General features: G+C 61.8%; 25 protein-coding genes. 17 read left to right on the top strand and 8 right to left on the bottom strand.

The window, feature by feature from the left end; genetic code table 11:
* Nucleotides 1-110 precede the first annotated feature (110 nt).
* Nucleotides 111-1,298, bottom strand: a complete 1,188-nt coding sequence (locus tag ATN38_RS27910) for a serine hydrolase (RefSeq protein ID WP_042449391.1) — start codon at nucleotides 1,296-1,298, stop codon at nucleotides 111-113.
* A gap of 133 nt (nucleotides 1,299-1,431) precedes the next feature.
* Nucleotides 1,432-1,719 (bottom strand): MerR family transcriptional regulator, encoded by a 288-nt coding sequence (locus ATN38_RS27915; RefSeq protein ID WP_003945791.1) that lies wholly within the window; start codon nucleotides 1,717-1,719, stop codon nucleotides 1,432-1,434.
* Nucleotides 1,720-2,203: 484 nt separating this feature from the next.
* Between ATN38_RS27915 and ATN38_RS27920 the strand changes: the two genes are divergently transcribed.
* Entirely contained in the window at nucleotides 2,204-2,440 is a 237-nt protein-coding gene (locus tag ATN38_RS27920) for a hypothetical protein (RefSeq protein WP_007734072.1), read from the top strand.
* Nucleotides 2,441-2,575: 135 nt separating this feature from the next.
* Here the strand turns inward: ATN38_RS27920 and ATN38_RS27925 are convergent, their stop codons facing one another.
* The 3 genes from ATN38_RS27925 to kstD form a co-directional block, all read right to left on the bottom strand.
* On the bottom strand, nucleotides 2,576-4,339 hold the full coding sequence (locus ATN38_RS27925) for a cholesterol oxidase substrate-binding domain-containing protein (RefSeq protein WP_042449392.1): 1,764 nt from the start codon (nucleotides 4,337-4,339) through the stop codon (nucleotides 2,576-2,578).
* Nucleotides 4,340-4,408: 69 nt separating this feature from the next.
* Entirely contained in the window at nucleotides 4,409-5,266 is an 858-nt protein-coding gene (locus ATN38_RS27930) for a MaoC/PaaZ C-terminal domain-containing protein (RefSeq protein WP_003945880.1), read from the bottom strand.
* The gene (gene kstD, locus ATN38_RS27935; protein WP_197523639.1) at nucleotides 5,256-6,980 is read right to left on the bottom strand and encodes a 3-oxosteroid 1-dehydrogenase; all 1,725 of its coding nucleotides are present in this window, start codon (nucleotides 6,978-6,980) and stop codon (nucleotides 5,256-5,258) included. Before kstD ends, ATN38_RS27930 begins: the two co-directional genes overlap by 11 nt.
* A 115-nt stretch (nucleotides 6,981-7,095) precedes the next feature.
* Here kstD and ATN38_RS27940 point away from each other — a divergent pair, with 115 nt between their 5' ends.
* Genes ATN38_RS27940 through ATN38_RS27965 form a run of 6 tightly spaced genes read left to right on the top strand, consistent with a single transcriptional unit; the run spans nucleotide 7,096 to nucleotide 12,675 of the window.
* Complete coding sequence (locus ATN38_RS27940; RefSeq protein ID WP_208689884.1) at nucleotides 7,096-8,694, top strand: FAD-binding protein; 1,599 nt, start codon at nucleotides 7,096-7,098, stop codon at nucleotides 8,692-8,694.
* Nucleotides 8,695-8,697: 3 nt separating this feature from the next.
* Complete coding sequence (locus ATN38_RS27945; protein ID WP_003945480.1) at nucleotides 8,698-9,483, top strand: 2-keto-4-pentenoate hydratase; 786 nt, start codon at nucleotides 8,698-8,700, stop codon at nucleotides 9,481-9,483.
* Nucleotides 9,484-9,491: 8 nt separating this feature from the next.
* Nucleotides 9,492-10,394 (top strand): acetaldehyde dehydrogenase (acetylating), encoded by a 903-nt coding sequence (locus ATN38_RS27950; protein WP_208689883.1) that lies wholly within the window; start codon nucleotides 9,492-9,494, stop codon nucleotides 10,392-10,394.
* On the top strand, nucleotides 10,391-11,434 hold the full coding sequence (gene dmpG, locus ATN38_RS27955) for a 4-hydroxy-2-oxovalerate aldolase (protein WP_208689882.1): 1,044 nt from the start codon (nucleotides 10,391-10,393) through the stop codon (nucleotides 11,432-11,434). The genes ATN38_RS27950 and dmpG overlap by 4 nt, the downstream gene beginning before the upstream one ends.
* 3 nt (nucleotides 11,435-11,437) lie before the next feature.
* On the top strand, nucleotides 11,438-12,190 hold the full coding sequence (locus tag ATN38_RS27960) for an SDR family NAD(P)-dependent oxidoreductase (RefSeq protein ID WP_019746895.1): 753 nt from the start codon (nucleotides 11,438-11,440) through the stop codon (nucleotides 12,188-12,190).
* Nucleotides 12,187-12,675, top strand: a complete 489-nt coding sequence (locus ATN38_RS27965; RefSeq protein WP_208689881.1) for a VOC family protein — start codon at nucleotides 12,187-12,189, stop codon at nucleotides 12,673-12,675. Before ATN38_RS27960 ends, ATN38_RS27965 begins: the two co-directional genes overlap by 4 nt.
* On the opposite strand, the gene ATN38_RS27970 is transcribed toward ATN38_RS27965, so the two are convergent.
* Complete coding sequence (locus ATN38_RS27970; protein ID WP_218749242.1) at nucleotides 12,662-14,269, bottom strand: FAD-dependent monooxygenase; 1,608 nt, start codon at nucleotides 14,267-14,269, stop codon at nucleotides 12,662-12,664. The two genes, ATN38_RS27965 and ATN38_RS27970, sit on opposite strands and share 14 nt — an antisense overlap.
* 813 nt (nucleotides 14,270-15,082) lie before the next feature.
* Here ATN38_RS27970 and ATN38_RS27975 point away from each other — a divergent pair.
* The 6 genes from ATN38_RS27975 (at nucleotide 15,083) to ATN38_RS28000 (ending at nucleotide 19,635) form a co-directional block, all read left to right on the top strand.
* Nucleotides 15,083-16,258, top strand: coding sequence for an alkane 1-monooxygenase (locus tag ATN38_RS27975; protein ID WP_042449407.1), 1,176 nt, complete (start codon nucleotides 15,083-15,085; stop codon nucleotides 16,256-16,258).
* Nucleotides 16,255-16,425, top strand: a complete 171-nt coding sequence (locus ATN38_RS27980; protein ID WP_073512034.1) for a rubredoxin — start codon at nucleotides 16,255-16,257, stop codon at nucleotides 16,423-16,425. Before ATN38_RS27975 ends, ATN38_RS27980 begins: the two co-directional genes overlap by 4 nt.
* A gap of 30 nt (nucleotides 16,426-16,455) precedes the next feature.
* Nucleotides 16,456-16,647, top strand: coding sequence for a rubredoxin (locus ATN38_RS27985; RefSeq protein ID WP_007734094.1), 192 nt, complete (start codon nucleotides 16,456-16,458; stop codon nucleotides 16,645-16,647).
* The gene (locus ATN38_RS27990; protein ID WP_073512033.1) at nucleotides 16,647-17,903 is read left to right on the top strand and encodes an NAD(P)/FAD-dependent oxidoreductase; all 1,257 of its coding nucleotides are present in this window, start codon (nucleotides 16,647-16,649) and stop codon (nucleotides 17,901-17,903) included. The genes ATN38_RS27985 and ATN38_RS27990 overlap by 1 nt, the downstream gene beginning before the upstream one ends.
* A 74-nt stretch (nucleotides 17,904-17,977) precedes the next feature.
* Nucleotides 17,978-18,604, top strand: coding sequence for a TetR/AcrR family transcriptional regulator (locus ATN38_RS27995; protein WP_007734097.1), 627 nt, complete (start codon nucleotides 17,978-17,980; stop codon nucleotides 18,602-18,604).
* Nucleotides 18,605-18,801: 197 nt separating this feature from the next.
* Entirely contained in the window at nucleotides 18,802-19,635 is an 834-nt protein-coding gene (locus ATN38_RS28000) for a hypothetical protein (protein WP_003945441.1), read from the top strand.
* 70 nt (nucleotides 19,636-19,705) lie between these two features.
* Here ATN38_RS28000 and ATN38_RS28005 read toward each other — a convergent pair whose 3' ends face one another.
* Complete coding sequence (locus tag ATN38_RS28005) at nucleotides 19,706-20,077, bottom strand: hypothetical protein (RefSeq protein ID WP_003945499.1); 372 nt, start codon at nucleotides 20,075-20,077, stop codon at nucleotides 19,706-19,708.
* 2 nt (nucleotides 20,078-20,079) lie between these two features.
* Entirely contained in the window at nucleotides 20,080-21,240 is a 1,161-nt protein-coding gene (locus ATN38_RS28010) for a Rieske 2Fe-2S domain-containing protein (protein ID WP_003945847.1), read from the bottom strand.
* A 195-nt stretch (nucleotides 21,241-21,435) separates the two neighbouring features.
* Between ATN38_RS28010 and hsaA the strand changes: the two genes are divergently transcribed.
* Genes hsaA through hsaB form a run of 4 tightly spaced genes read left to right on the top strand, consistent with a single transcriptional unit; the run spans nucleotide 21,436 to nucleotide 24,983 of the window.
* Nucleotides 21,436-22,611: a 3-hydroxy-9,10-secoandrosta-1,3,5(10)-triene-9,17-dione monooxygenase oxygenase subunit gene (gene hsaA / locus ATN38_RS28015; protein ID WP_039973406.1), complete on the top strand. Its 1,176-nt coding sequence runs from the start codon at nucleotides 21,436-21,438 to the stop codon at nucleotides 22,609-22,611.
* 10 nt (nucleotides 22,612-22,621) lie between these two features.
* Nucleotides 22,622-23,500, top strand: coding sequence for a 4,5:9,10-diseco-3-hydroxy-5,9,17-trioxoandrosta-1(10),2-diene-4-oate hydrolase (gene hsaD, locus ATN38_RS28020; RefSeq protein ID WP_003945808.1), 879 nt, complete (start codon nucleotides 22,622-22,624; stop codon nucleotides 23,498-23,500).
* The gene (gene hsaC / locus ATN38_RS28025) at nucleotides 23,500-24,402 is read left to right on the top strand and encodes an iron-dependent extradiol dioxygenase HsaC (RefSeq protein ID WP_003945585.1); all 903 of its coding nucleotides are present in this window, start codon (nucleotides 23,500-23,502) and stop codon (nucleotides 24,400-24,402) included. Before hsaD ends, hsaC begins: the two co-directional genes overlap by 1 nt.
* Nucleotides 24,399-24,983 carry a 3-hydroxy-9,10-secoandrosta-1,3,5(10)-triene-9,17-dione monooxygenase reductase subunit gene (gene hsaB / locus ATN38_RS28030; protein ID WP_003945677.1) on the top strand — a complete coding sequence of 195 codons (585 nt, stop codon included), beginning with the start codon at nucleotides 24,399-24,401 and terminating at the stop codon, nucleotides 24,981-24,983. The genes hsaC and hsaB overlap by 4 nt, the downstream gene beginning before the upstream one ends.
* Nucleotides 24,984-24,995: the final 12 nt, after the last annotated feature.

Here is a 24,995-nt window from a genome sequence, read left to right on the forward strand (position 1 = left end):
TTCGTTCGGTACTGAAGAGAATGGTGATGGGGCGATAAGTCCTGGAGGTAATCCGTGCGTAAACAGGAAGTTGCCGACCGGCGCTGTTTACTACCAGCGTGTGTGGGGCGTCACGGCGTCGGTACCTGCGGCGGGTGATCCGGCTCGAGGAGGGTTCCGATCTCCTTCCCCATCGACACGGTGTTGTTGAGGTCCGCGTTGGTTGTCGGCCCGAGTGTGGCGTAGACGACGATCGTCGTCTTCGAATCGGGGTAGTAGAGCGCGAGACCGTTGTAACCGCCGTACGACGGGTTCATCACCAGCCAGCCGTCGAGGTGCCCGGTCCCGAAGGAAAAGAACTTGTCCGCCGTCATACTTCCCAAGCCCGCAGTCGTCGGCGCCATCTGCTGCTCGAAAGCCTTGTCGGAGAGTAACTCTCCCGTTCCCAGCGCGCGCACCCACTTTCCGACGTCGGCGACAGGCGCGTTCATGTTTCCGCTGTGCAGGAACGCCGTCGGATTCCAGAAAGTGGAGTCTTCGAATACTCCACGTTCATTGGTGTAACCGTGCAGGATCGGTTCGTCCATCTGCGACGTGAGTACAACGCTGCTGTGGTCCATCCCGAGTGGATCGAAGACGCGCTGCTGAAGTAGTTCGCCCAGCGGTTTTCCAGTCGCTTTCTCCATGACGTCGCCGAGCAGCGTCAGGTCGCTGTGCGCGTACGCCCAACTGGTGCCGGGTTCGAACAACGGCGGGCGGGAGTTGGCAAGATCCAGGATCTCTCGAGAAGTCCAGCCCTTCATCGGGTTGTCCGTGAAGAGTTTGAGGAACTGTGGATCGGTCACGTAGTCGGAGATGCCCGACGTGCTGTTGGCCAGCATTCGCGGAGTGATGGTGTCTGCGCGTGGAAAGTTCGGTTCCCACTTCGCGATCGGTTGATCGAGGGGAAGCGTTCCCTCTTCGTCGAGTTGCAGCAGGACTGTCGAGAGCATCGGTTCCATCGGTTGGCCGACGCGCAACAGCATGTCGGTTGTCGCCGGAACTCCGACAGGGGACTCTCCGACGGCGCCGAGAGCAACTTCGTCGTCGCCTCGCCACACCCCGAACACAGCGGCACTGAGGCCCAAGTCGGCCACTTGGCGGCGGACGATGTCCGTGATCTCGGTGGATTCCCGACTGCTCGAGGTGCTGGGAGAGGCGCTGCCCGTGTTTGTTGCGGAGTCATCGTCGGAACTGCACGCAGCGGTTGCAATGGCAACGGTCAAGGCGATCGACAGAGCAGACAGCCGCACCCGAGCGCGGTGGTGGGAGGAAGTCATGCCTGCGATCCCTTCGATGTGGAAATCGAGCAACCGACGCCGAGCAATGTCCCAATTGGCCGAATTTACCGCAGTTGGAAGGAGGAGGGGTCAGATCGACCGTATAGGCGCAACTGCTGTTCCAGTGCAGTCCTCATTCGGGTGCCGCGTCCGGTTCCTCTCGCAGGTCCTGCGCTTGCTGAAGCTCGGCGTTGATGCGACGGGCTTCGGTGAGTTGGTCTTCGAGGATGATGATGCGGCAAGCAGCGTCGAGCGCCGTGCCGTTGGCTACGAGTTCGTGCGCGCGGGCTGCGATGCGCAGCTGGTAGCGGGAGTAGCGGCGATGTCCGCCCTCAGAGCGTTGTGGGGTAAGCAGTTTCGCGGCATCGAGGCTACGAAGGAAAGCTTGCCTGACACCGAGGATCTCGGCCGCATGTCCCATGCTGTACGCAGGATAGTTCTCGTCGTCGAATCTGCCGGAGGGGTCCCCCGGTGGTGTATCTGCCGGAATGGCTCGCTTCTTTCGCTGAACGGACGGGGCCCCCGGCGCGAGGAGCGCCGGGGGCCGGATGGGGTTGAACTTACTTACATAACTGCATTCTTTCGAACTTCCGGACTCGCACAAGACATCCGGTAGCCGCTTTGAAGGGGGGTGCCGGGTCCGACTACACACTCACACACGAATTCGGCCCCGGCACGTCCCTGCCCTGCGGTACTGCTTGCGGGTAGTTCATCTCTCCCGCATCTCTTGACTCGTTCCTTGCTACGAGAAAAAAGATACAACAGCCTCGCGAGAATGTCTACCCTGACCGCTGTAGATATTTTGTTGCGAACATTCTAGGTGTTGATATTCAGGAACGACCTGGTCGCCGGGGGTGAGAGCGCTCAATGTGAGTCATAGGAGATGGATCTGGGACAATGCTCCGATGCGAAATACCCCGAAGTCCGAGTCGTTGTTGCGCGCCCGCGCGGAGAGGGAAGAGCGCACCGGCTCCTCCGAGCATCCAGCTGGTGGCGCGCCGAACCCCGGAGAGGACTCGTCGTCGTCCGAGCCGGGGGCACGCAGCGACAGCGCCACGATTCGGTCGGCTCGGTCCGAGCTCTCAACTCACGCCAGGGCAGTGGAAAGTATGCACGAGGCGATCCATCCTGATCGCGATTGAGGCAGCTGCCTCGTCGGGATGCGGGGGACTCCTTCATCCCGCTCACTGCAACGCACGACGGCCGCCGCACTCCCGAAAGTAAGGGGAGTGGCGACGACCGTCGAGTTGTCAGAGTGTGCGCTCAGTACTTGAACCTCAAGGCAGCAACTGGTCCAGGAAGGTGTTGCTGAAGACCTTGTGCGGATCCAACGCGTTGAATGCGGCGTTGGCGGTGTCCCAGTTGTCGCTCGATGGGACGCCGTCGCGGTAGGTCTGGGGGAGGCCCTGGGTGATGATCGGGGTGTCGGTGTACGGCTTGTCGGGGCCGAACGCCCAGCCCTTGGACCACTCGGGGCGGAAGGTGGCGTCGTTGTTGTTGTAGTGATTACGCATCCACTGTTCCATTTCGCGGTAGAACGCGAACATGCCGGGGGTTCCGGGGACGCCGAGGACGTTGAGCCAGATGGCGGTGTCCCATTCCGGATGGTCGGGGCGCGGGCGCATGGCCGAGATGGTGGGGGCGCCTGCCGAGTCGACCTCGACCTCGGATGGTTGATCGAGGCCGCAGCAACGGATTTCGACGGGGCCGTTGAGGGGGAACTGTCCGATGGAGCGGTAGTACTCCATGCGACCGTTGAACCACTGGGTGAAGTCGTGGATGACCTGGCCGATGTTGGCGCGCGAGGTGATGACGGCTCCGCCGCCCTCGGTCAGACGAAGGGTGGTGGCCCGGATGTAGAACTGGACGTCCTTGGACCATCCCCACAGGTCGTTGGAGAACGTCGCGGCGAGTCCGGCAACGGTGGTGGCGTACATGATCTGCCCGAATGCCGGTGCGATGCCCGGGTTTCCGGAGTTGATCTGGCCGATCATGTCGGTGACCGGCTCCGGGAGGTTGTCGGAGAAGATGTAGTTGTACGGTCCGGTCACCTCACGCGAGAACGGCGGCTTGGTGGGGGCAAGTGACCACACCTTCATCCACGGGCGTTCGGTGAAGGGGTACCAGATTGCTTCTGCGCGACCGTTTTCGCGGACGAACTTCTCGAAGGTGCGTCCGGACGCTCCGCGGGCGCCGAAGAGTTCCTGCCAACCGATGTCGGTGTGGCTGACGCAGCGCATGCGGTAATTGGGGGCGGCCTGCAAGGTGACGGAGGTGAGGAAGGTGCGTCCGAGGTGAGTCAGCAGCGGCTTGATCGCCGCGTCGCTACGCGCGTACGTCTTCAGTGCGTACTCGCTGCCGTTCCAGACCACTGCGGTCAGGGAGGTGACGAGGTTGGAGAGTGAGCCGAAAGTCTGTCCGGGAACGTGTGCTTCGCCTTCGGCGGGGAGAGCTGCGCCGTGAGCGTCGACGGCGAGGCAGCCGGCAATGGTCAACACACCCGGCGCCGGCAGGTTCGCGAACCCGAGGCCCTGTGCCTGCAGTGCGGTCGTGATGGCGTCGAGGGTCGCGCCGGGTCCTGCGGTGACGGTGGCTGGGCTGCCACCGGCGTTGACGGAGACTCCGGTGAGGTGGACCGTGGTGTCGGCGAGGATGACCTTGTCGACCGGCGCACCGTTGACGATGGTCAGCGGCGTCCAGCCGTGCATGGCACCGCGGGGACGAATGGTGTAGCCGTTGGCATGACCCCAGTTCGCGAGGCGGACTACGTCTTCGGGCGTCTTGGGCGAACAGGTCCAGATCGCGTCGAGCATGATCTCTTTGGACCAGTTCTGATATGCCTGCTGGTACAGCGCGATGCCTTCGGGGAAGGCAGGCGGCGGTGTGAGGGTGGACACGGGACCACCCGCGGAGCCGGAAGAGCCGGCGGGGACGGCGTAGGCCGGCGTCCAGCCGGCGAATGCGGTCGCTGCCACGGCGCCGGCTCCAGCGGCCATGAAACCTCGTCGGGACAGTCGGAACTTTTCGTCTTGTGCCGTCATCTTCGGGCTACTCCATCGGGTTCGAGAACTACGGTGAGTTCTAACAGGTGGGTATCAGACAGGTTGGTATCAGACAAGAGTGAGAACTACGTCAGCCAGGGCAGGAGCTTCGCGCTCCAGTACAGAAGCTGAGATCAGGAGTCGCCCATTGTCTTTCCAGATCTGGATACTCAAGTTCTCGCCGGGAAATACGACCCCGGCAAAGCGGGCCCGAAATCCGGCTACCCGACTGCTGTCGCCGTCGAGCATGGTATCCACTGCGGTCTTGCAGACCATTCCGTAAGTACACAGTCCATGCAGGATAGGCGCTGGAAAGCCTGCCGCGGAGGCGAATTGCGGATCCGAGTGCAACGGATTCCGATCACCACACATCCGGTACAGCAAAGCCTGCTGTGGAAGCACAGGCGTCACCACTGTCTCATCTGCTTCGCGATCCGGAAGCGTAATCGACTCCGACGGACCACGTTCACCCCCGAAACCACCCTCGCCGCGGGCGAAAATGGACGAGCGAGCTGTCCACAGCGGGTTGCCCTCGGCGTCAACCGTGACGGATTCCTGCACGATCACCGCGGCCTTGCCCTTGTCCCAGACCTCGGCGATTCGAGTTGTGGTGCGGCCACTTCCACTTGCCGGGATCGGCTGATGGACAGTCACTTCCTGGCTCCCGTGGACTACCTTCGCCAGATCGATTTCGACGCCGGGGAACGACACCTTCGGTGCTTCGGTGGCGTGGAAGTTGGCGGCGACGGTGGCAAAGGTGGGTAGTACCTGAGGCTTTTCGTCGTCGAGGTATCGAAGCTCGTTCGGATCAAGCGGACGAGCACCTGCCCCCAGTGCCAAGTGGTAGTGCTGCACGTCCGACGGGGTCCACGAGAACTCTTGTGGCGCAAGCTCGGCGCCGAGTGCGATCTTCGGATCAATTGGCATGGTCGACCGCCGTCTTTTCAGCTGCAGGTGCTTCGGTTGTCTCGGCCTTCTTCGCACGCTCGACGATGTCGAGTACGGCCAAGTAGCCGAAAGTCATTGCGGGACCGATGGTCGCGCCTGGTCCGGCGTAGGTGTGGCCCATGACCGGAGCGCTCGCGTTGCCAGCCGCGTAGAGGCCGTCGATGACGCTTCCGTCTTCGCGTAATGCTCGGCCGTTGACGTCGGTGCAGATTCCGCCCTTGGTGCCGAGGTCACCCGGAACCATCTTGATGGCGTAGAACGGAGCCTTGCTGATTTCGGCGAGGCTGGGGTTCTTCAGTCGGGGATCGCCGTAGTACGCGTCGTAACCACTGTCACCGCGTCCGAAGTCCTCGTCCTTGCCGTTGCGCGCGAAGCCGTTGAACCGATCGACGGTTTCGGTCAGCGATGCGACGGGAAGCCCTGTCTTCTCTGCCAATTCGGCGATGGTTCCCGCCTTGACCACGATGCCGGCCTTGAGCCAGCGGCCGGGGAAGGGGGAGCGGGGAGTGATACCGGCAAACGTGTAGCGGTTGCGGTAGCGCTGATCGAGAATCATCCACGTCGGGATGTTCTCGCCGGGGCCCTCGCCCTGACCGTACTCACCGCCGTACATCGCATGGGTTGCCTCGACGTACGGAGCCGCCTCGTTGCCGAAGCGCTTGCCCGACATGTTGACCATCATGCAGCCCGGGAGGGTGCGCTCGGAGAGAGCGAACCACGGTCCGCCGGTCAGCGGAATGGACGGGCCCCACCAGGCGTCGTCCATGAAATCGACTGCAGCGCCCACTTCTTGGCCTGCGCGGATACCGTCGCCGGTGTTTGCCTTCGCGCCGACGGTCCATTCGGTGCCGATAGGTGCGCGCTGGTACTTCTCACGCATTTCCTTGTTGTGCTCGAATCCGCCGGATCCCAACACGACTCCGTGGCGAGCGCGGATGACCTGATCCTCGCCGTCGACGATGACGTTGACGCCGCGAACTGCGCCGTCTTCGGTGTACAGGGAGGTCAGCGGGGTGTTCAGCAGGATGGGTACTCCGGCGGACTGAAGTCCGAGTCGAATACCGGCGACCAGTGCCTGGCCGCGAACCAGCAGATCCTTCTTGGTGGCCTTCGCTGCGAGGAATCGCATGCCGACCTTCATGGCGCGCAGGGGTCCGCGAGGATTGCGCATCAGCAGGTTGAGCCACTTGTAGTCGGCCTGGGTGATGACGAAGTTCTTGGGGGCCTTGACGTAGTCGGGCTCGAGGTTCTTGCGGTCGGCGCCCAACTTGTTGCCGTCGAACGGGGTGGGCTCGACACTGCGGCCACCGAGGCGTCCGCCGGGTGCTTCCGGGTAGTAGTCGGAGTAGCCGGGAACCCACTGCAGCTCGAGCGGGCTGTTCTTCAACACGAACGAGAGCATCTCGGGACCGCGCTCGAGATAGGTGTCGATGCGTTCGGGAGCGACAACGTCGCCGATGATGCTGTGCAGGTAGGAACGTGCGGCCTCCGGTGTATCGGTGACACCGTCCGCTTGAAGTGCCTCGTTGTTGGGGATCCAGACCCCACCACCGGAACGGGCGGTCGATCCGCCGTAGTGGGCGGCTTTCTCCACGATGACCACACTCAAGCCCTGGTGGGCTGCGGTCAAGGCCGCTGTCATACCTGCGGCACCACTGCCGACGACGACGATGTCGTATTCCTGCTTGCTCATGTAGAACACGTTATAGAATGATGGGGGTGTCAGTCCATGCTTTCTGCCAGGAAGTATTTCCGGACGTTGTCATTGATAACGAAACACGTTGCAGTGAGATTGAGGATGGTGCGGTGTGACCTGGGATACTTCGGTTGACGTCCTTGTGGTCGGGTTCGGTGTGGCGGGCGCCAGTGCGGCGCTCGAAGCTGTAGCGGCCGGTTCGTCGGTTTTGGCAATCGACCGAGCACTCGGTGGTGGTGCCAGCACGATTTCCGGAGGAATCTACTACGCCGGCGGCGGCACCGTGATTCAAAAGGAAGCCGGTGTCGAGGACAGTCCCGAAGCCATGCTCGCCTACCTGAACCGCGAGGTCGGTGACGCGGTGACGCCGCAGACTCTGCGCCGGTTCGTCGACGAGAGCCCGGCGTCGATCGACTGGCTGCGCAATCACGGCGTGCCGTTCGAGGCCTCACTCTGTCCGTACAAGACGTCGTACCCGAGCAACAAGCACTACCTCTACTTCTCGGGTAGCGAATCGGCCGGCGGGTTCCGTGACATCGCAAAACCTGCTCCGCGTGGTCATCGCGCCAAGGGGCGTGGCACGTCGGGAAAGATGCTGTACGGCCCGCTCGCGAAGTCCGCGGAGGCGAAGGGCGTCCAGTTGCTCGGCCAGACGCGAGCGGACCGGCTGATCATCGAGGACGGCCGGGTGATCGGCGTCGAAGCACTGACGCTGCGTGACGCACCCGCCGGAGTTCGTCGCCGTCACGCGACGCTCGGGTCCTTGTCCTCCAAGCCCGGCGTCTACGCACCGCAGTTGCGCACGATTCTCGACGCACTGATCGCGAAGATCGAGAAGAAGCACGCCAAGCGGATTCGTATCCAGGCACGCGGCGGCGTGATCCTCAGCGCCGGCGGCTTCGTGTCCAATCGCGAGATGATGCGTACCCATGCTCCCGCCTACAAGGGCGGTATCCCGCTCGGCACCTCCGGGGACGATGGCAAAGGCATCAACCTCGGTGTCGAAGCCGGGGGAGCCACCGACAAGCTCGGCAATGTGTCCGCCTGGCGATTCATCGTCCCGCCGAGTGCTTTTCTCGGTTCCATTTTGGTGGGTGAATCCGGTGCGCGAATCGTCGACGAGTCCCGTTACGGTGCCGCTCTCGGTCAGGCGATGGCGGAGAAGAGCAGCGGAATCGGTTGGCTGCTGGCAGATTCCGAACTCGTTCGCGAAGCGAAATCGCAGATAAGTGACCAGTCGATGTGGTTCCAGCGGGTACAGACCACCGGAATGATGCGTACTGCATTGCGTGGCAACACCATTGCCGAGGTCGCCCGCAAAGCGGGGATAGACGTCGCCGGCCTTCAAGCCACCGTCGACGCGCACAACTCCGCTGCCGCTGCCGGACAACCTGATCCGATGGGTAAACCGTCGGACTTCGTCAGGCCGATACTGTCTGCGCCGTTCACGATGTACGACGTCTCGATCAAGCCCAACATGATGAATCCGTGCCCGATGCTCACGCTCGGTGGATTGGTGGTCGACGAATCGTCCGGCATGGTGAAAAACGAGGCCGGGGAGGGTATCCCTGGTCTGTACGCCGCCGGCCGCACCGCGGTCGGTATCTGTTCCAACTCGTATGTGAGCGGCTTGTCGCTCGCCGACTGCGTGTTCTCCGGACGACGAGCCGGTCAGCATGCAGCCGCATTCTCCACAGTCGGAAAGGCCTGAACGATGCTCTCGACGCAGATCCGCGGCGAACTTGCCGACCATCTCGACTCGGCGGAACGGGATCGCGCTCCGATCAGCCCGCTGATCGCCACGTATCCGGACATCGACGTCGTCGACGCCTACGAGATCCAGCTCATCAACATCAGGCGTCGTGTTGCCGGTGGCGCAAAGGTGGTCGGACACAAGGTCGGACTCTCGTCACTGGCGATGCAGCAGATGATGGGCGTCGACGAGCCAGATTACGGTCACCTGCTCGCCGAGATGGAAGAGTTCGAGGACCGTCCGGTCGACACGTCGCGCTTCTGCTTCCCACGCGTCGAGGTGGAGGTCGCCTTCATTCTGGGAGCAGATCTGCCGGGCGCCGGGTGCACCGAACAAGACGTCATCGACGCCACTGTCGCCTATGCGCCGTCCATCGAGTTGATCGACAGCCGGATCAAGGACTGGAAGATCGGCCTCTCGGACACCATCGCGGACAACGCCTCATCCGCCGGGTTCATTCTCGGCAAGGAACGAGTTCGCCCGTCGGACATCGACATCAAGGCGATCGATGCGGTGCTGACCTGCAACGGCGAGCGGATTGCGGAGGGGCGCAGCGATGCGGTTCTCGGTAACCCGGTCACCGCTGTCGCATGGTTGGCGCAGAAGGTCGACACGTTCGGAGTTCGGCTCAAGGCCGGCGACATCGTTCTGCCGGGTTCGTGCACGCGAGCGATCGACGCTCATCCAGGCGACAACTTCCGAGCCGAGTTCAGCGGCCTCGGTTCCGTCTCTCTTCAGTTCACGTAGGAGTAGTCATGACCAAGGCAAGTGTGGCGATCGTCGGATCGGGAAACATCAGTACCGATCTGTTGTACAAACTGCAGCGTTCCGAGTGGCTCGAACCGCGATGGATGATCGGAATCGATCCCGAGAGTGAAGGATTGGCGCGCGCCCGCAAGATTGGACTCGAGACCTCCGCCGAGGGCGTCGACTGGTTGCTGAACCAGGCGGAGAAACCGGACCTGGTCTTCGAGGCGACGTCGGCATACGTGCACCGCGAGGCAGCACCACGCTACGAGGCCGCCGGTATCCGTGCCGTCGACCTGACTCCGGCCGCGGTCGGCCCGGCTGTGGTTCCGCCCGCGAACCTGCGTGAGCACCTGGACGCACCCAACGTCAACATGATCACTTGCGGTGGGCAGGCAACCATTCCGATCGTCTATGCGGTGTCGCGTGTCGTCGACGTGGCGTACGCCGAGATCGTCGCCTCCGTTGCATCATTGTCCGCCGGCCCGGGAACTCGCGCGAACATCGATGAGTTCACCAAGACCACCAGCCGCGGTATCGAGACCATCGGCGGCGCACAGCGCGGCAAGGCGATCATCATCCTCAACCCCGCGGACCCGCCGATGATCATGCGCGACACAATCTTCTGCGCTATCCCCGAAGACGCCGATCAGGCCGCGATCACCGACTCCATTCACCGCGTCGTCAAGGACATCCAGCAGTACGTGCCCGGCTACCGGTTGCTCAACGAACCGCAGTTCGACAAACCGAGCGTCGTTTCCGGTGGCTATGCAACGGTCACCACGTTCGTCGAGGTCGAAGGCGCAGGCGATTTCCTGCCGCCGTACGCGGGCAACCTCGACATCATGACGGCAGCAGCCACCAAGGTGGGCGAGGAAATCGCCCAGAAGCTTCTGAGTGTGAAGGCATGAGCGACATGATTCATTTCGATTCGAGCTGGGACATCCGCGTCACCGACACGTCGCTGCGCGACGGCTCCCACCACAAGCGTCATCAGTTCACCGTCGACGAAGTACGAGCCATCGTCGGTGCCCTCGACGGAGCCGGAGTGCCGGTCATCGAGGTCACTCACGGCGACGGCCTCGGCGGATCCTCCTTCAACTACGGCTTCTCGAAGACTCCCGAGCAGGCACTGATCAAAGCTGCAGTCGAGACGGCGACCAACGCGAAGATCGCCTTCCTGATGCTGCCCGGATTGGGCATCAAGGACGACATCGTCATCGCACAGGACAACGGTGCGTCCATCTGCCGCATCGCAACTCACTGCACCGAGGCAGACGTATCCATCCAGCACTTCGGCCTCGCGCGTGAGCGTGGACTCGAAACAGTCGGATTCCTCATGATGGCTCACTCGATTCCGCCGGAGAAGCTGGCCAAGCAGGCTCGCATCATGGCCGACGCGGGTTGCCAGTGTGTGTACGTGGTCGACTCGGCCGGCGCGCTGGTACTCGAGCAGGTATCCGATCGCGTCGAGGCGCTGGTTCAGGAACTCGGCAACGACGCTCAGGTCGGCTTCCACGGCCACGAGAACCTGGGCCTGGGCGTCGCCAATTCCATTGCGGCAGTGCGGGCGGGCGCCAAGCAGATCGACGGTAGTACCCGTCGGTTCGGTGCCGGCGCCGGCAACGCCCCGGTCGAGGCCTTCGTCGGTGTCTGCGACAAGATCGGCGTCAAGACCGGTATCGACTTCTTCGCCATCGCCGATGCAGCCGAAGATGTTGTGCGCCCGGCAATGCCGCAGGAATGCCTGCTCGATCGTCAAGCGCTGATGATGGGCTACGCCGGCGTGTACTCGAGCTTCCTCAAGCATGCCGAGCGTCAGGCCGAGCGGTACGGAGTGTCGTCCGCGGAACTGTTGGTGCGCGCAGGTAAGCGCAAGTTGGTCGGCGGCCAGGAAGATCAGTTGATCGACATCGCGCTGGAACTCCAGCGCGAAGCAGCGGCTTCCTAGCCCATGGCAGACGTACTGGCCGGAAAAGTGGCCTTGGTGACCGGCGCGTCCTCAGGGTTGGGGCGCGCCGTCACCGAGATTCTCCACCGCAGGGGCGCACAGGTTTTCGGTATCGCCCGCGACAAGGAAAAGCTGCGACAGTCGATGGTCGAGGTGGTCGGCGCGGATGGAGAGCGTCGTTTCGCGGCGACGGACGTCTCGGATTCCGCTCAGTGTGATGCGGCCGTGCAAGCGTGTGTCGACGAACTCGGTGGTATCGACATCCTCGTCAACGTGGCGGGATCGCACTCGCTTCGTCACACGGCGGATATTGCGGATTCCGAATGGGCACATGACCTTGCGGTCAATCTGAACGGACCGTTCTTCCTTTCCCGAGCAGCACTGCCGCACTTGCTGGAACGGGGCGGCAACATCGTCAACGTCTCCTCGATCGCGGGACTGGAAGGGCAGGCGTACTCGGCTGGATACTGTGCTGCCAAGCACGGACTCATCGGACTGACCCGAGCGATGGCGATGGAGTTCACCGGAAAGTCTCTGCGTGTCAACGCAATCTGCCCCGGCGGCATGATGACTCCTCAAGTCACCGGATTCACCTTCCCCGACGGAGTCGACTTCGACCTCGTCATGAAGGTTGCCTCGCCGCGTGGCTTGATGGAAGCCGAGGACGTTGCGAAGATGGTGGCTTTCGTTGCCTCCGACGACGCCTCGGCGATACACGGGGCCGTTTACTCGGTCGACAACGGAAAAATGGCATGACCCCGTTGGTCTCGGGACCGATCTTCCAGATCTGCTGGGTGGTCGAGGACATCGAGGCCGCCGAACAGGAGTTCACTCGGCAGTGGGGAGTGGAGCGATGGCTACGTATGCCAGACATCACCTTTGGTCCCGAGACCACAACGTATCGAGGTGAGCCCGCGGACTATGTCGTTCACGTGTCGATCGGATATGCGGGCAGCCAACAGCTCGAGTTGATCCAATCAGTGTCCGGACGCAACCTGTACACGGAGTTCCTGGAGACTCACGGCGTCGGAGTTCATCACCTGGCCTGGGTTCCAGGCGATTACGAGGCGACGTTGCTCGAGGCCGAGCGTCGCGGAATGTCGGTGGTGCAACAAGGTCGGGTAGAGGGCGTCGGCATGGAGTTCTCCTACCTCGATGCCGGGCCGTTGGGTGGATACGTCGAGTTGATGAAGCTCTCGCCCGAGATTCGGTTGATGTTCGCTTCGCTCATTCCTGATTGACGGCAAACACTTTCGTGAAGTAATCGGAAACGTTCTCCGGGTGACCACGGAATCCGAGGTAGCCGTCGGGGCGAATGACCAGCGCCGCCGTACCTTCGACCCCATACGCGGCGCACAGTTGCGAGGCGTTGTCCTCGATGATCGGCACCAGCGAGTCGACGGTCACGGTTCCCGGTGGCACTATCGCGTAGACGTCCAGCAAGCCGTGCGCTGATCGAATTGCGGCGTCGGCGACCTTCTCCAAGCTGTTGATGCTCTCCGCGGATCCGTCCGAAGTCAGCAGTAACGTGTGGTCGACTCCTGACAGCAAGTCGAACAACCGAATTGGATACTGCACACCGTCTCGGCGCATTCCGCGTGCATCGGGTGCACGCTCGCCCGGTTGAACGTGTGGACTCGAAGAATTACGCCCGGTGTTCAGCGGACTCTCCGAGTAGTCGATCAACAATTGAGCCTGGCGCCGCATTGCCGTGTCGATGGAAGACTCTCCCGAACCGATTCCTTCTCGAGCATTTCGGACGGTCATCCCGACGACTTCTTCACCGACCGGCCGTCTTTCGGCATCGTAGGTCTCGAGAAGATCTGCTGTTGCAACGCCTTTGACGGCGAGCGCTATCTTCCACGCAAGATTGTGGGCGTCCTGGATCCCGGTGTTCATGCCCTGCGCGCCAGTCGGGGGATGGATGTGCGCGGCGTCGCCGGCGACAAAAACCCGTCCGCGACCGTAAGCGTCGACGATGCGGTGGCTGATGCGGAAGACCGAGGACCATCGCAGCATCGAGGCGGTTGTCGGTTCTGGGGACAGTCTGTCGAGCACGGCCTGGATGTGATGGAGTTCCGGTGTCTTGCCGGTTGAAAAACCGTGTTGTACAGAGGCTTTGTTCGACGATTCGTCCGGCATCAAATCGTCCGGAACGAGCATCGACATGCGGTACCGCTTGTGTCCGGGAAGTGGGATGCAGACGAGTAGGTCGTCGGTGGTTCCGTCGTCGGTGGTGTGGTTGGCGCGGACGGAGTAGCCGCTGGGGATCGACCAGTCGACTTCGACGTCACCGAGCATGTAGCTTTCCGCAAACGCGCCGCCCTCGAAGCTCAGGCCAAGCCCTTTGCGGACCACGCTGTGAGCGCCGTCGGAACCCACCAGATACTGGACGTTCACGGTGCTGCCGTCGCTGAGGGTGCAGGTGACGGCGTCGTCGGATTGTTCGAATGCAGTGAGGCCGACTCCGCGTTCGACGGTTGTTCCCAACTCGGTGAGGCGCTCGGTGAGGATGCGCTCCGTCGAGTACTGAGGCAGGCAGAGAAACCAGTAAGGAACGTCCTCGGGGAGGGTGAGGTCGACGCGGCCGACCTCGACGCCGTTCGTGTACATGATCTGACCGCGCATCAATGTCGAGGCGTCGAGTGCCTGGCGGAGCACCCCCATGTTCTCGAAGAGTTCGAGAGTGCGTGGCTGAATCCCGACGGCTTTCGCGTATTGCCGCGGTTCGTCGAGGGGGTCGACTATTCGACAGGAGATACCGCGTCTGCGCAGCTCGATCGCGGTGGTCAAGCCGATCGGGCCGGCGCCCGCTACCAATACGTCGGTATCCATGAGGACCCACTCACGTCGGGGACAGTCGGTCATTTCAGTATGGGTAAGCGAACTTTCGTTTTGGGGAAATTCGCGCAAATCGGACATCGAGAGGTTGTGTCTCGCGCCGACTGTCCGTCCGCGCACCGACTGTTTTGCGCTATTGCTCGTCTTCGAAGCCGAGCGCGATTCTCCTGCACAGAAGCGTGAGCTCGACCTCGTCGACGCGTGGCGCGTCGTCCCATGAATCGACGTCGTTCCAACTCACTGAACTCGGAGCGCCGAAAGGCCTGACGAAAACGTGCTGATGAAAGTGGGGGACGCTTAGCCCAGCGATCGCGGAGAACACGAATTCCGGAGTCAATTCCGAGTCGAGGGCACGTGAGACGCACCAGACCGCGTGTGCGATGGCGAGTGCTTCAGGTTCGGATAGTGAAGGCAACCCGGACACGTGTCGACGGGTCTCGACGAACACATATCCAGGAACCGAACGTCCGTGTGGTGGAGGGGGCCGATGGGAGACAACGACGAAGTCGTCCTCGAATATTCGAGGGCTGACGAGCGGGCCTGTTCCTCGGTGTTTGGCGCATATTGCGCACGTTGACGTCCCCATTCCACTTTTGTAGCGAGTGTGGCGCGGTGGCGGAAGATTTGCGATCAGCCCGAACGGAGGGTTCATCTAGATGTACAAATTGACATGTTTGTAAAAGTTTTACCTTGAAAATCGTTGACAAAACGCCATCATTTGTCCACTCTCTATACATAGATGTTGTTCGTGTCGCGGATTACCGCGCAGGACGCACTCACTGATCCGAACGAGAACTGGAGAATTCGATGGCGGCGTTGGTGTACACCGAGCCAGATGGTCGGCTCGCAACTTGGAGAGACCGGAAACGCTACTTGTGGCTGTTGGCGCTGATTCCGTCATCGGCAACTTTCATCGCCGTGGGGCTTGTTACCGCCACCGGATGGAATGTCTTCTGGTGGACCGGCCCACTGATCGCGTTTGCTCTCATTCCCGTCATCGACATCCTGGCGGGTGAGGACGGGAAGAATCCGCCCGACGAGGTGATCGACGAACTCGAGAACGACCGCTTCTACCGGTGGTGCACCTACGCCTATCTGCCGCTGCAGTACACGGCCTTCTTCCTGTCCTGCTACATCTGGGCGCGTTGGGATTTGAGCGTTCTCTCCAATATCGGACTCGCAGTGACGATCGGTGTGACGGCCGGAATCGGCATCAACACAGCCCATGAACTCGGGCACAAGAAGGAGAGCGTCGAGCGCTGGTTGTCCAAAATCGTTCTCGCACAGAGTGCTTACGGTCACTTCTACCTCGAGCACAACCGTGGCCACCATGTGCGAGTGTCGACTCCGGAAGATCCGGCGACCTCGCGCTTCGGTGAGACCCTCTACGGTTTCTGGCCGCGCAGCGTCGGCGGGGGATTGAAGTCGGCGTGGCATCTCGAGAAGACCCGCTTCGAGCGTTTGGGCACCACGCACTGGAGCATCAAGAACGACGTGCTCAACGCCTGGCTCATGTCGGTTGTTCTGTTCGGTGTCGCGCTTGCAGTGTTCGGGATCGGCATCGCGCCGTACCTCGTGATCCAGGCGTTCATCGGGTTTTCGCTGCTCGAAGCGATCAACTACCTCGAGCACTACGGACTCCTACGTCAGAAAACCGCAAGCGGACGGTACGAGCGATGCACGCCGGCACACAGCTGGAACAGTGATCGCATCTGCACCAACGTCTTTCTCTATCACCTGCAGCGGCACAGCGATCACCATGCGAATCCGACACGTCGTTACCAGGCGCTTCGCAGTATGGAAGAGGCCCCTCAGCTCCCGAGCGGCTACGCCAGCATGATCATGCTCGCCACCGTTCCACCCCTGTGGCGCAAGGTGATGGACCACCGCGTCCTCGAGCACTACCGAGGTGACATCACCCAGGTCAACATCGCGCCGAAGAAGCGCGCCAAGATCCTCGCGTCCTACGGGGTGAATGCATGAACTCCTACATCTGCCCGATCTGCGACTACACGTACACCGAATCGACAGGCGCTGCGCGAGAGGGCTTTCCGCCAGGTACGCCGTGGTCGAGTATCCCGGACGACTGGTGCTGCCCCGACTGCGGCGTCCGCGAGAAGGTCGACTTCACGCTCGTCGCGCAATCCTGATCGAACTATTCACAGGCGAAAGGAAAACCGATGTCCGAGACTGCCACTGCTTACAAATTGTTCCGCTGCCTCCAGTGCGGGTTCGAGTACGACGAAGCGATCGGCTGGCCCGACGACGGTATCGAGCCGGGTACTCGCTGGGACGAGATTCCCGAAGACTGGTCTTGCCCTGATTGTGGTGCTGCCAAAGTCGATTTCGAAATGGTGGAGGTGGACCGCTGATGACAGCGGTCCGCGAGTCCGACACACGCACCGTGGTGATCGTGGGCACGGGCATCGCCGGTGCCGGTGCGGCGCAGGCCCTGCGCAAGGAAGGGTTCGGCGGCAGCATCATCCTGATCGGCAGCGAACCTGAGGAGCCGTACCGCCGCCCAGCGCTGTCGAAGGAGCTACTGTCCGGGAAAGCGTCGATCGATCGGGCTCGGTTGCGGCCGTCGACTTTCTGGACCGAGCAGAGTATCGATCTTCGGATCGGCGCAACTGTCACGAGTATCGACACAGATTCCCGCACAGTACTTTTAGCCGACGGTGACAGCATCGACTACGACGTTCTGATTCTTGCCACGGGTGGACGGTCCCGACGGTTGGAGAACGAAGATTCCGAGCGCGTTCACTATCTTCGGGATATCGCAGACATGCGACGCTTGCAATCCCAGCTGATCGAAGGATCCTCGCTACTGGTGGTCGGCGGTGGCTTGATCGGATCGGAGGTGGCGTCAACGGCACGCGACTTGGGTTGCAGTGTGCAGGTTCTCGAAGCGCAACCGGTGCCCCTGTCCAGGCTGCTTCCACCGTCGATAGCGGAGAAGATCGCCGCGCTGCACGCCTCGGCGGACGTCGCCTTGCAGACGGGAGTCGACCTCGAGACGCTCACGACGGGTGCCGACGGCGTCACCGCACGTGCGCGTGACGGACGCGAGTGGACAGCGGAGTTGGCCGTCGTCGCAATCGGATCCTTGCCCGATACCGATGTGGCTGCTGCTGCGGGTATTGCGGTGGACAACGGGATTTCGGTAGACGGATACCTCAGGACGTCTGTCGATAATGTGTACGCGATCGGCGATGTGGCCAACGTGCCCAACGGTTTTCTCGGCGGCATGCACCGTGGTGAGCACTGGAACACTGCGCAGGACCACGCAGTTGCAGTTGCCAAGACCATCGTCGGGAAGGAAGAACCCTTCGAATCCGTCCCTTGGAGTTGGTCGAACCAATTCGGCCGCAACATTCAAGTAGCTGGTTGGCCAGGCGCGGACGACACCGTAATAGTTCGAGGAGACTTGGACTCCTATGACTTCACTGCGATCTGCATGCGCGACGGAAATATCGTCGGTGCTGTGAGCGTGGGCCGGCCGAAGGACATTCGTGCCGTGCGAACCCTTATCGAACGCTCCCCGGACATCAGCGCCGACGTACTCGCCGATACAAACAGGGATCTGACCGAACTTGCGGCGGGTCTTGTCGCCTCACCGGTGCTCTGAGTGCACTCGTGACTTCTGTGGCTTGCGTGTCCACCGTTTTGACACCGAGCACGGGCGATGGAAATCTTCCCGATATGTCCACCGCTCGTGCCCGTGTCCCGTACCACGAGGCAGCTCGTCAACTCCTCCGTGCGTCAGCGCTCGACGCCACACGCGAACTCTTGACCGAGAAATCGTGGAACGACATCACGATGGCGCATATCGCGGAAGCTGCGGGCATGAGCCGGCAGACGTTGTACAAGGAGTTCACGTCCCGCCAGGGATTGGCGTCCGGATACCTCATCCGTTTCGTTGACGAGTTCCTCGAAGAGGTGGAACGCGAAGTAACGCTCCATCATTCGGATCCGCGGGGCGCGGTCTCGGCAGCCTTCCGTGCCTTCTTCGACGCCGGTGCCCGGGATCCGATGGTGGTCAGCATTGTCGGTCCCCGGCCGCAGCACGACCTGCTGAGCTTGGTCACCACTGACGGGACTCCGCTGCTCGAACATGCGAGCGCGAGGTTGGCCGAGATCTTCATGACCAGTTGGGCGAACGTCGACCGCATCCATGCCGAGATGTTCGGCAGCACGATAGTGCGTCTGGCGATCAGTCACGTGACGTTGTCTTTCGGTACCCCCGATCAGATCGCCGAGAACCTGGGGGAGATGTTCGGGCCGTTCCTCGATCAGGTCATCGGTTCGGGCACAGTCGAACCGAACTGAGCCGACAGGATCGATACGGTTTCCGGGCTAGGACGGAAGTTCGATCGAGCGTGATCGCCGTAGTTCTTTGGTGGGAAATATCGTCGTTATGTGTGAATCCGCGTCTCACTTCTCGGTAGCGTGCCGGGCGTAGATCGAGGTGCGATCCGCAGGGGGTGGCTCTCGTGAATTTCCGTCAACGGTGGAGGAATTCGAAGATGAAGAGCCGCAACAAATCTCGAGTGATGTCGACAGTCGCGCTAGTTGCAACATTTGTCATGGCCGGTGCAGGTGTGGCAATTGCCGACGAATCATCGTCAGGGTCTTCCGGCAGCGGATCGCTCGGTTCCTCCGGTGCGGCAGCGGTTGATCCGTTGACCTTCGACGGTTGGGGCACGTGCCCGATCGAGGATCTCGAGGTGACGACGTGCGCCAGCGTCGTAGTTCGCGGAGGGACCATGAAATTGGGCGCACTTTCGGTGCCGATCCCGGACGGAAGCCTCAAGGTTGCGGGCGGAGTGAAATACGCGACCCAGCCGGACAACAGTTTCATCGAGACGTTCGTCGCCAAGCAGGACGGGTCCAACGGGGTCTATTCCAATCCGATTTCGGTACCCGGAGGTGCTCTCGGGATCGATACTCCGCTGGGACTGACTCAGATCAGCGCGACGGTGGAATCGGTGGGAGTCCCGGATCTGAAGGTTCTCGAGCAGGAACTCACCATGCCTGTTCGATTGAAGCTGTCTAATCCCTTGCTCGGTGACGATTGCTACATCGGTTCGGTTTCGAATCCGATCAACCTTCACCTGACCACAACCGGAAACCCTCCGTCGGAACCTATCGGTGAGTTCCCCGGTGCAGTGTTCCCGGCAGTCCCACATTCGGATGCGGTGTTTGCGGCGCCGGGAGCCAGCGGGTGTGGACCGCTGGGTGCGCTCAACTGGGCCGTGAATCTACGCGGGGGAGTGCCGGCGGCCAGCGGAAAGAACTCTCTCACCACGTCGAGCGACGTCTACGCGGTGGCTGCACGAAAGGTACGACCGCCTGCCTGACGGACACGCGGGCGCTGGAACGTAAAACGAGGGCCGACCCGTGGGTCGGCCCTCGTTCTACACAATCAGGTCAGCTGACCTCGGGATCACGCACCGTGATGGTGCCGTCCCTAACCGCGTCGGCGATGCTGTCGTGCAGTTTCGGGCATCCGTCTTTCAATGCCGACGACTGCCCGGAAGCAATTGCCTCTTTGAAGGTGTGGCAACGCAGCGCCGGGTCGGAAGTCCACTGAACGCTGGTGTGTTTGTACGTGTTCTTGCGAACCAGTACGCACGCGCCGCATGCCTTGCAGTCGACTTCCTGCAGACCCGAGTCGAGGTATTCGTGCTTGTCCTCGATCGTCTGGGCCGCGATCGCCTCGAGCCGTTCCGTTTGCCCGGCAAAGTCCGGTGCCTTGGCCCAACGAGCCCACCGTGCGTCGGTTCCGATCGAGGCGCTCACGACTAGACCTCTGCTTCCTTCTTTGCCGCTTCTGCTGCAGCTTCCTTCTCGGCCTTCTGGCGTGCGAGGTTTTCCTCGACCTCGGCGTGCCAGGCTTCGTTTGCCTTGGTGGTGTCCACCTCGAACTCGAAGCGCTGCGTCATCTTCTCGGTGACGTCGGCCTTGTCCACGTAGAACTGCTCGTACCAGCGTCGTAGCTGGTAGACGGGGCCGTCTTCTTCGCAGAGAAGGGGATTCTCGATCTTGGTCTTGTTCTTCCAGATCGCGACGTCCTGCAGGAATCCCTCGCTGATGCCCTCGGTGAACTTGCCGGCCAACTTGTCGGCCATCTCGTCGGAGACACCCGTCGGCTTCTTCACCGTCACGCCCCACTGCAGCACGAACGAGTCCGGGCTGATCGGGTAGTGGCAGTTGATCAGAACACTCTCGACCTCGTATCCGCTGTAGCTGTTCCACAGGGGATTGACCATGTACGACGGTCCGTAATACGCAGCTTCGGAGCGAAGCAGCGTGTCGCCGCCGTACTGGGAGGCCATTCCGATGTCGGGACGGCCCGTGGTGTTGAGGTACTGAGTGGCGATCTCACCTTCGAAGACGTTCTTGAAGTACGTCGGGAAGGCGTAGTGGATGTAGTAGAAGTGCGCCATGTCGACCACGTTGTCGATGATCTCGCGGCAGTTGGACCCCTCGATGACCATGGAGTTCCAGGTCCAGTCGGTCCATTCGTCGCTGTACGCGCCCTCGATACGAGGAATCACGATCTCTTCGGGCGGCGGATTGCCCTCGGGGTCGTTCCAGACGAAGAGCTGACCGTTCTGCTCGAGGGTCGTCCACGCGCGGGTGCGTGCGAGCGGAGGCACGCGGCGGGCATAAGGAATGCCGGTGCACTTGCCGTTGCCGCCCCAGCGCCAGTCGTGGAAGGGGCAGGCGATGGAATCGCCCTTGACCTCGCCTTGTGTGAGGTCACCACCCATATGACGGCAGTATCCGTCGAGAACTTTGATGTCGCCCTTGCTGTCGGCGAACACCACGAGCTTCGTACCGAAAGCCTCGATCGCGTGCGGTTTGCCGTCCTTGAAGGTCTTCAGTAGACCCAGGCAGTGCCAACCGCGGGCGAAACGAGTTTGCACCGTTCCGACGTCGATCTCGCGAATCTGCGCCATTGTGACCTCACATCCCTTCTAGCTGTTAGTAGAACACGTTATAGAACTCGATCCGGTTCCGCCAGATTTTGGGGGCACTTGTTACAGCATTGCGGCCACAAACGGGACCTTTGTCAGCGTCTCGACAGAAAAGAGAACGTGTTCTAGTCTCAAGTGTAAGTGAACCAACCGATCGAGGAAGACGGGAGCGTCGAAGTGGGTAACCATGACAGCCACGAGGTGATGCAGAGGCTCGACGCACTACTGCCGGCACTGCGCGAGCGCGCACAGGAGACCGAGGATCTGCGTCGTATCCCCGACGAGTCCATCAAGGCTCTTCAGGAAACAGGCTTCTTCCGCTTGCTGCAGCCAAAGCAGTGGGGCGGATACGAAGCCGATCCGGTGCTGTTCTACTCCGCGGTCAAGAAGATCGCCAGCGCGTGTGGTTCCACAGGGTGGGTCTCCTCGATCATCGGGGTACACAACTGGCACCTCGCCCTCTTCTCTCAGCAGGCGCAGGAAGACGTGTGGGGCAACGACACTGACGTTCGCATCTCGTCCTCTTACGCCCCGATGGGTATGGGTGAAGTAGTCGAGGGCGGATACAAGGTCAACGGTGCGTGGGCGTGGTCTTCGGGTTGTGACCACGCCAGCTGGGCCGTTCTCGGTGGTCCGGTGTTCAAGGACGGCCGCGCAGTCGATTTCGTGAGCTACCTGATTCCTCGCGAGGACTACCAGATCGACGACGTGTGGAATGTGGTCGGTCTGCGTGGAACCGGCTCCAATACCGTTGTGGTCAAGGATGTTTTTGTTCCCAAGCATCGCGTTCTGAGCTTCCGGGCGATGAGCGAACTGACCGCCCCGGGCCTCGAGAACAACACCGCGCCGGTCTACAAGATGCCGTGGGGAACCATTCACCCCACGACGATCTCGGCACCGATCGTCGGAATGGCTTACGGAGCTTACGAAGCGCACGTCGAGCACCAGGGCAAGCGTGTGCGCGCTGCGTTCGCCGGCGAGAAGTCGAAGGACGATCCGTTTGCCAAGGTGCGCATCGCCGAGGCGTCCAGCGACATCGACGCCGCGTGGCGTCAGCTCTCCGGCAACGTCGCCGACGAGTACGCGTTGATCCTTGCGGGCGAAGAGGTTCCGATGGAACTGCGGCTGCGCGCTCGACGTGACCAGGTGCGCGCCACGGGCCGCGCGATCGCCTCGATCGACAAGCTCTTCGAGAACTCCGGCGCCACGGCGCTGCAGAACGGCACTCCTATTCAGCGTTTCTGGCGCGATGCTCACGCTGGTCGCGTCCACGCCGCCAACGATCCCGAACGCGCCTACGTCATGTTCGGAACCGGCGAATTCGGTCTGCCGATCACCGACACGATGGTCTAGAGGAGGCTCAGTGACAACCACCGAAGAAGCCCTCACCTACGAGTCCACTTCACGGTTCGCGCAAGTGCGCCCCGATCTGAAACTGCACTTCCACGAGGCGGGCGTCGGAAACGACAAGACCATCGTGCTGCTGCACGGCGGTGGCCCAGGCGCGTCGTCGTGGTCTAACTTCGCCCGCAACATTCCGGTGTTGGCGAAGAGCTTTCACGTCATCGCGGTCGATCAGCCCGGTTACGGGCAGTCCGACAAGCCGACGGAGCATCCGCAGTACTTCGTGCACAGTGCGTCGGCGCTCAATGATCTCCTGGACACGCTCGAGATCACCGGTCGCGTTGATCTGCTGGGCAATTCGCTCGGTGGTGGCGCTGCTGTTCGCTTTGCGCTCGACTACCCGGACCGTGCGGGTCGCCTCGTTCTGATGGGCCCCGGCGGTCTGAGTGTCAACCTGTTTGCGCCGGACCCCACCGAGGGCGTCAAGAACCTCGGAAAGTTCAGCTACCAGCCCACCCGAGAAAACCTCGAAGCATTCCTGCGGATCATGGTCTTCGATCAGAAGCTGATCACGCCGGAACTCGTCGACGAACGTTTTGCTGCCGCCAGCACTCCCGAGTCGCTGGCTGCGGCCAAGGCGATGGGTAAGTCCTTCTCCAGCGGTGACTTCGAGCTCGGCATGCTCTGGCGCGAGGCGTACAAGCTTCGTCAGCGTGTGTTGCTGATCTGGGGCCGTGAGGATCGGGTCAACCCTCTCGACGGCGCACTGGTCGCGCTCAAGATGATCCCGCGCGCGCAGCTCCACGTCTTCGGCGGTTGCGGTCACTGGGCGCAGCTCGAGAAGTTCGACGAATTCAACCGGCTCGCAACCGACTTCCTGCTCGACGGAGGTAAATGATGGGTATTCGATCTCTGGCGTACATGCGCATCGGGGCCACCGACATGGCTGCGTGGCGCGAATACGGACTCAAGATCCTCGGAATGATCGAGGGCAAGGGCGTCGACGCGGAATCGCTGTATCTGCGTATGGACGACTTCCCGGCGCGTCTTGTCATCGTTCCGAACGACACGGACCGTCTGCTCGTCTCGGGTTGGGAAACCGCGAATGCCGCTGAGCTGCAGGATATCCGTGACAGGTTGTCGGCAGCCGGTGTTCCGTTCAAGGAAGGCACGGCGGAGCAGCTCAAGGACCGTCGCGTCGTCGAGATGATCGCGTTCGAGGACACCTCGGGCAACTCCCTCGAGGTGTTCCACGGAGCTGCTCTCGAACACCGCCGGATCGTGAGCCCGTACGGGCACAGGTTCGTGACGGGTGAGCAGGGCCTCGGCCACGTCGTGCTCACCACCGATGACGACGATGCTTCGCTGCGGTTCTACCGCGACGTACTCGGATTCAAGCTTCGCGACTCGATGCGTCTGCCTCCGCAGATGGTCGGCCGGCCCGCGGACGGCGACCCGGCGTGGCTGAGGTTCCTCGGCTGCAACCCGCGTCACCACAGCTTGGCGTTCCTGCCGTTGCCCAACCCGACGGGCATCGTGCACCTGATGCTCGAAGTGGAGAACTCCGACGACGTCGGACTGTGCCTCGACCGGGCACTGCGCAAGAAGGTCAAGATGTCGGCGACTCTCGGTCGCCACGTCAACGACGAGATGCTCTCGTTCTACATGAAGACTCCAGGCGGGTTCGACATCGAATTCGGTTGTGAGGGGCTAGAGGTCGAGGACGAAAACTGGATCGCGAGGGAAAGCACGGCCGTGAGCCTGTGGGGTCACGACTTCACGGTGGGAATGAAGCCGTGAGTTCGCCCGACGCGTCGGTGAGTGCGGAGCAGGCGATCGATCCACGCCAGTTCCGCACGGTTCTCGGGCAATTCTGCACGGGTATCACCATCATCACGACAGTCGACGACGGTGAGCCTGTCGGGTTCGCATGTCAGTCTTTCGCGGCCCTGTCACTCGACCCGCCTTTGGTGTTGTTCTGCCCCACCAAGGGTTCTCGGTCGTGGGCGGCAATCGAGCGGACCGGTAAGTTCGCCGTCAACGTGTTGGCGGAGGAACAGCAGGCGGTGTGTGCTCGTTTCGGGTCACGTGAGCCGGACAAGTTCGCGGGCATCGATTGGACGCCATCGCCTCTGGGCTCGCCGATCATCGACAAGTCCCTTGCACACATCGACTGCACGGTGGAAACCGTCCACGACGGCGGCGATCACTACGTCGTCTTCGGTCGGGTTTCGTCGATGAGTGAGATCAAGACCGAACGCCCGCTGCTCTTCTATCGCGGGCAGTACACGGGCATCGAGCCGGACAAGACTGTTCCGGCTACCTGGCGTGACGATCTGGAAGCGTTCCTGACGACCACGACAGAAGATACCTGGCTGTAGGGGGCAAGCCCC

Origin of the sequence: Rhodococcus sp. FH8, assembly GCF_019266085.1 — a bacterium.
GTDB classification, from domain to species: domain Bacteria; phylum Actinomycetota; class Actinomycetes; order Mycobacteriales; family Mycobacteriaceae; genus Rhodococcus_F; species Rhodococcus_F qingshengii.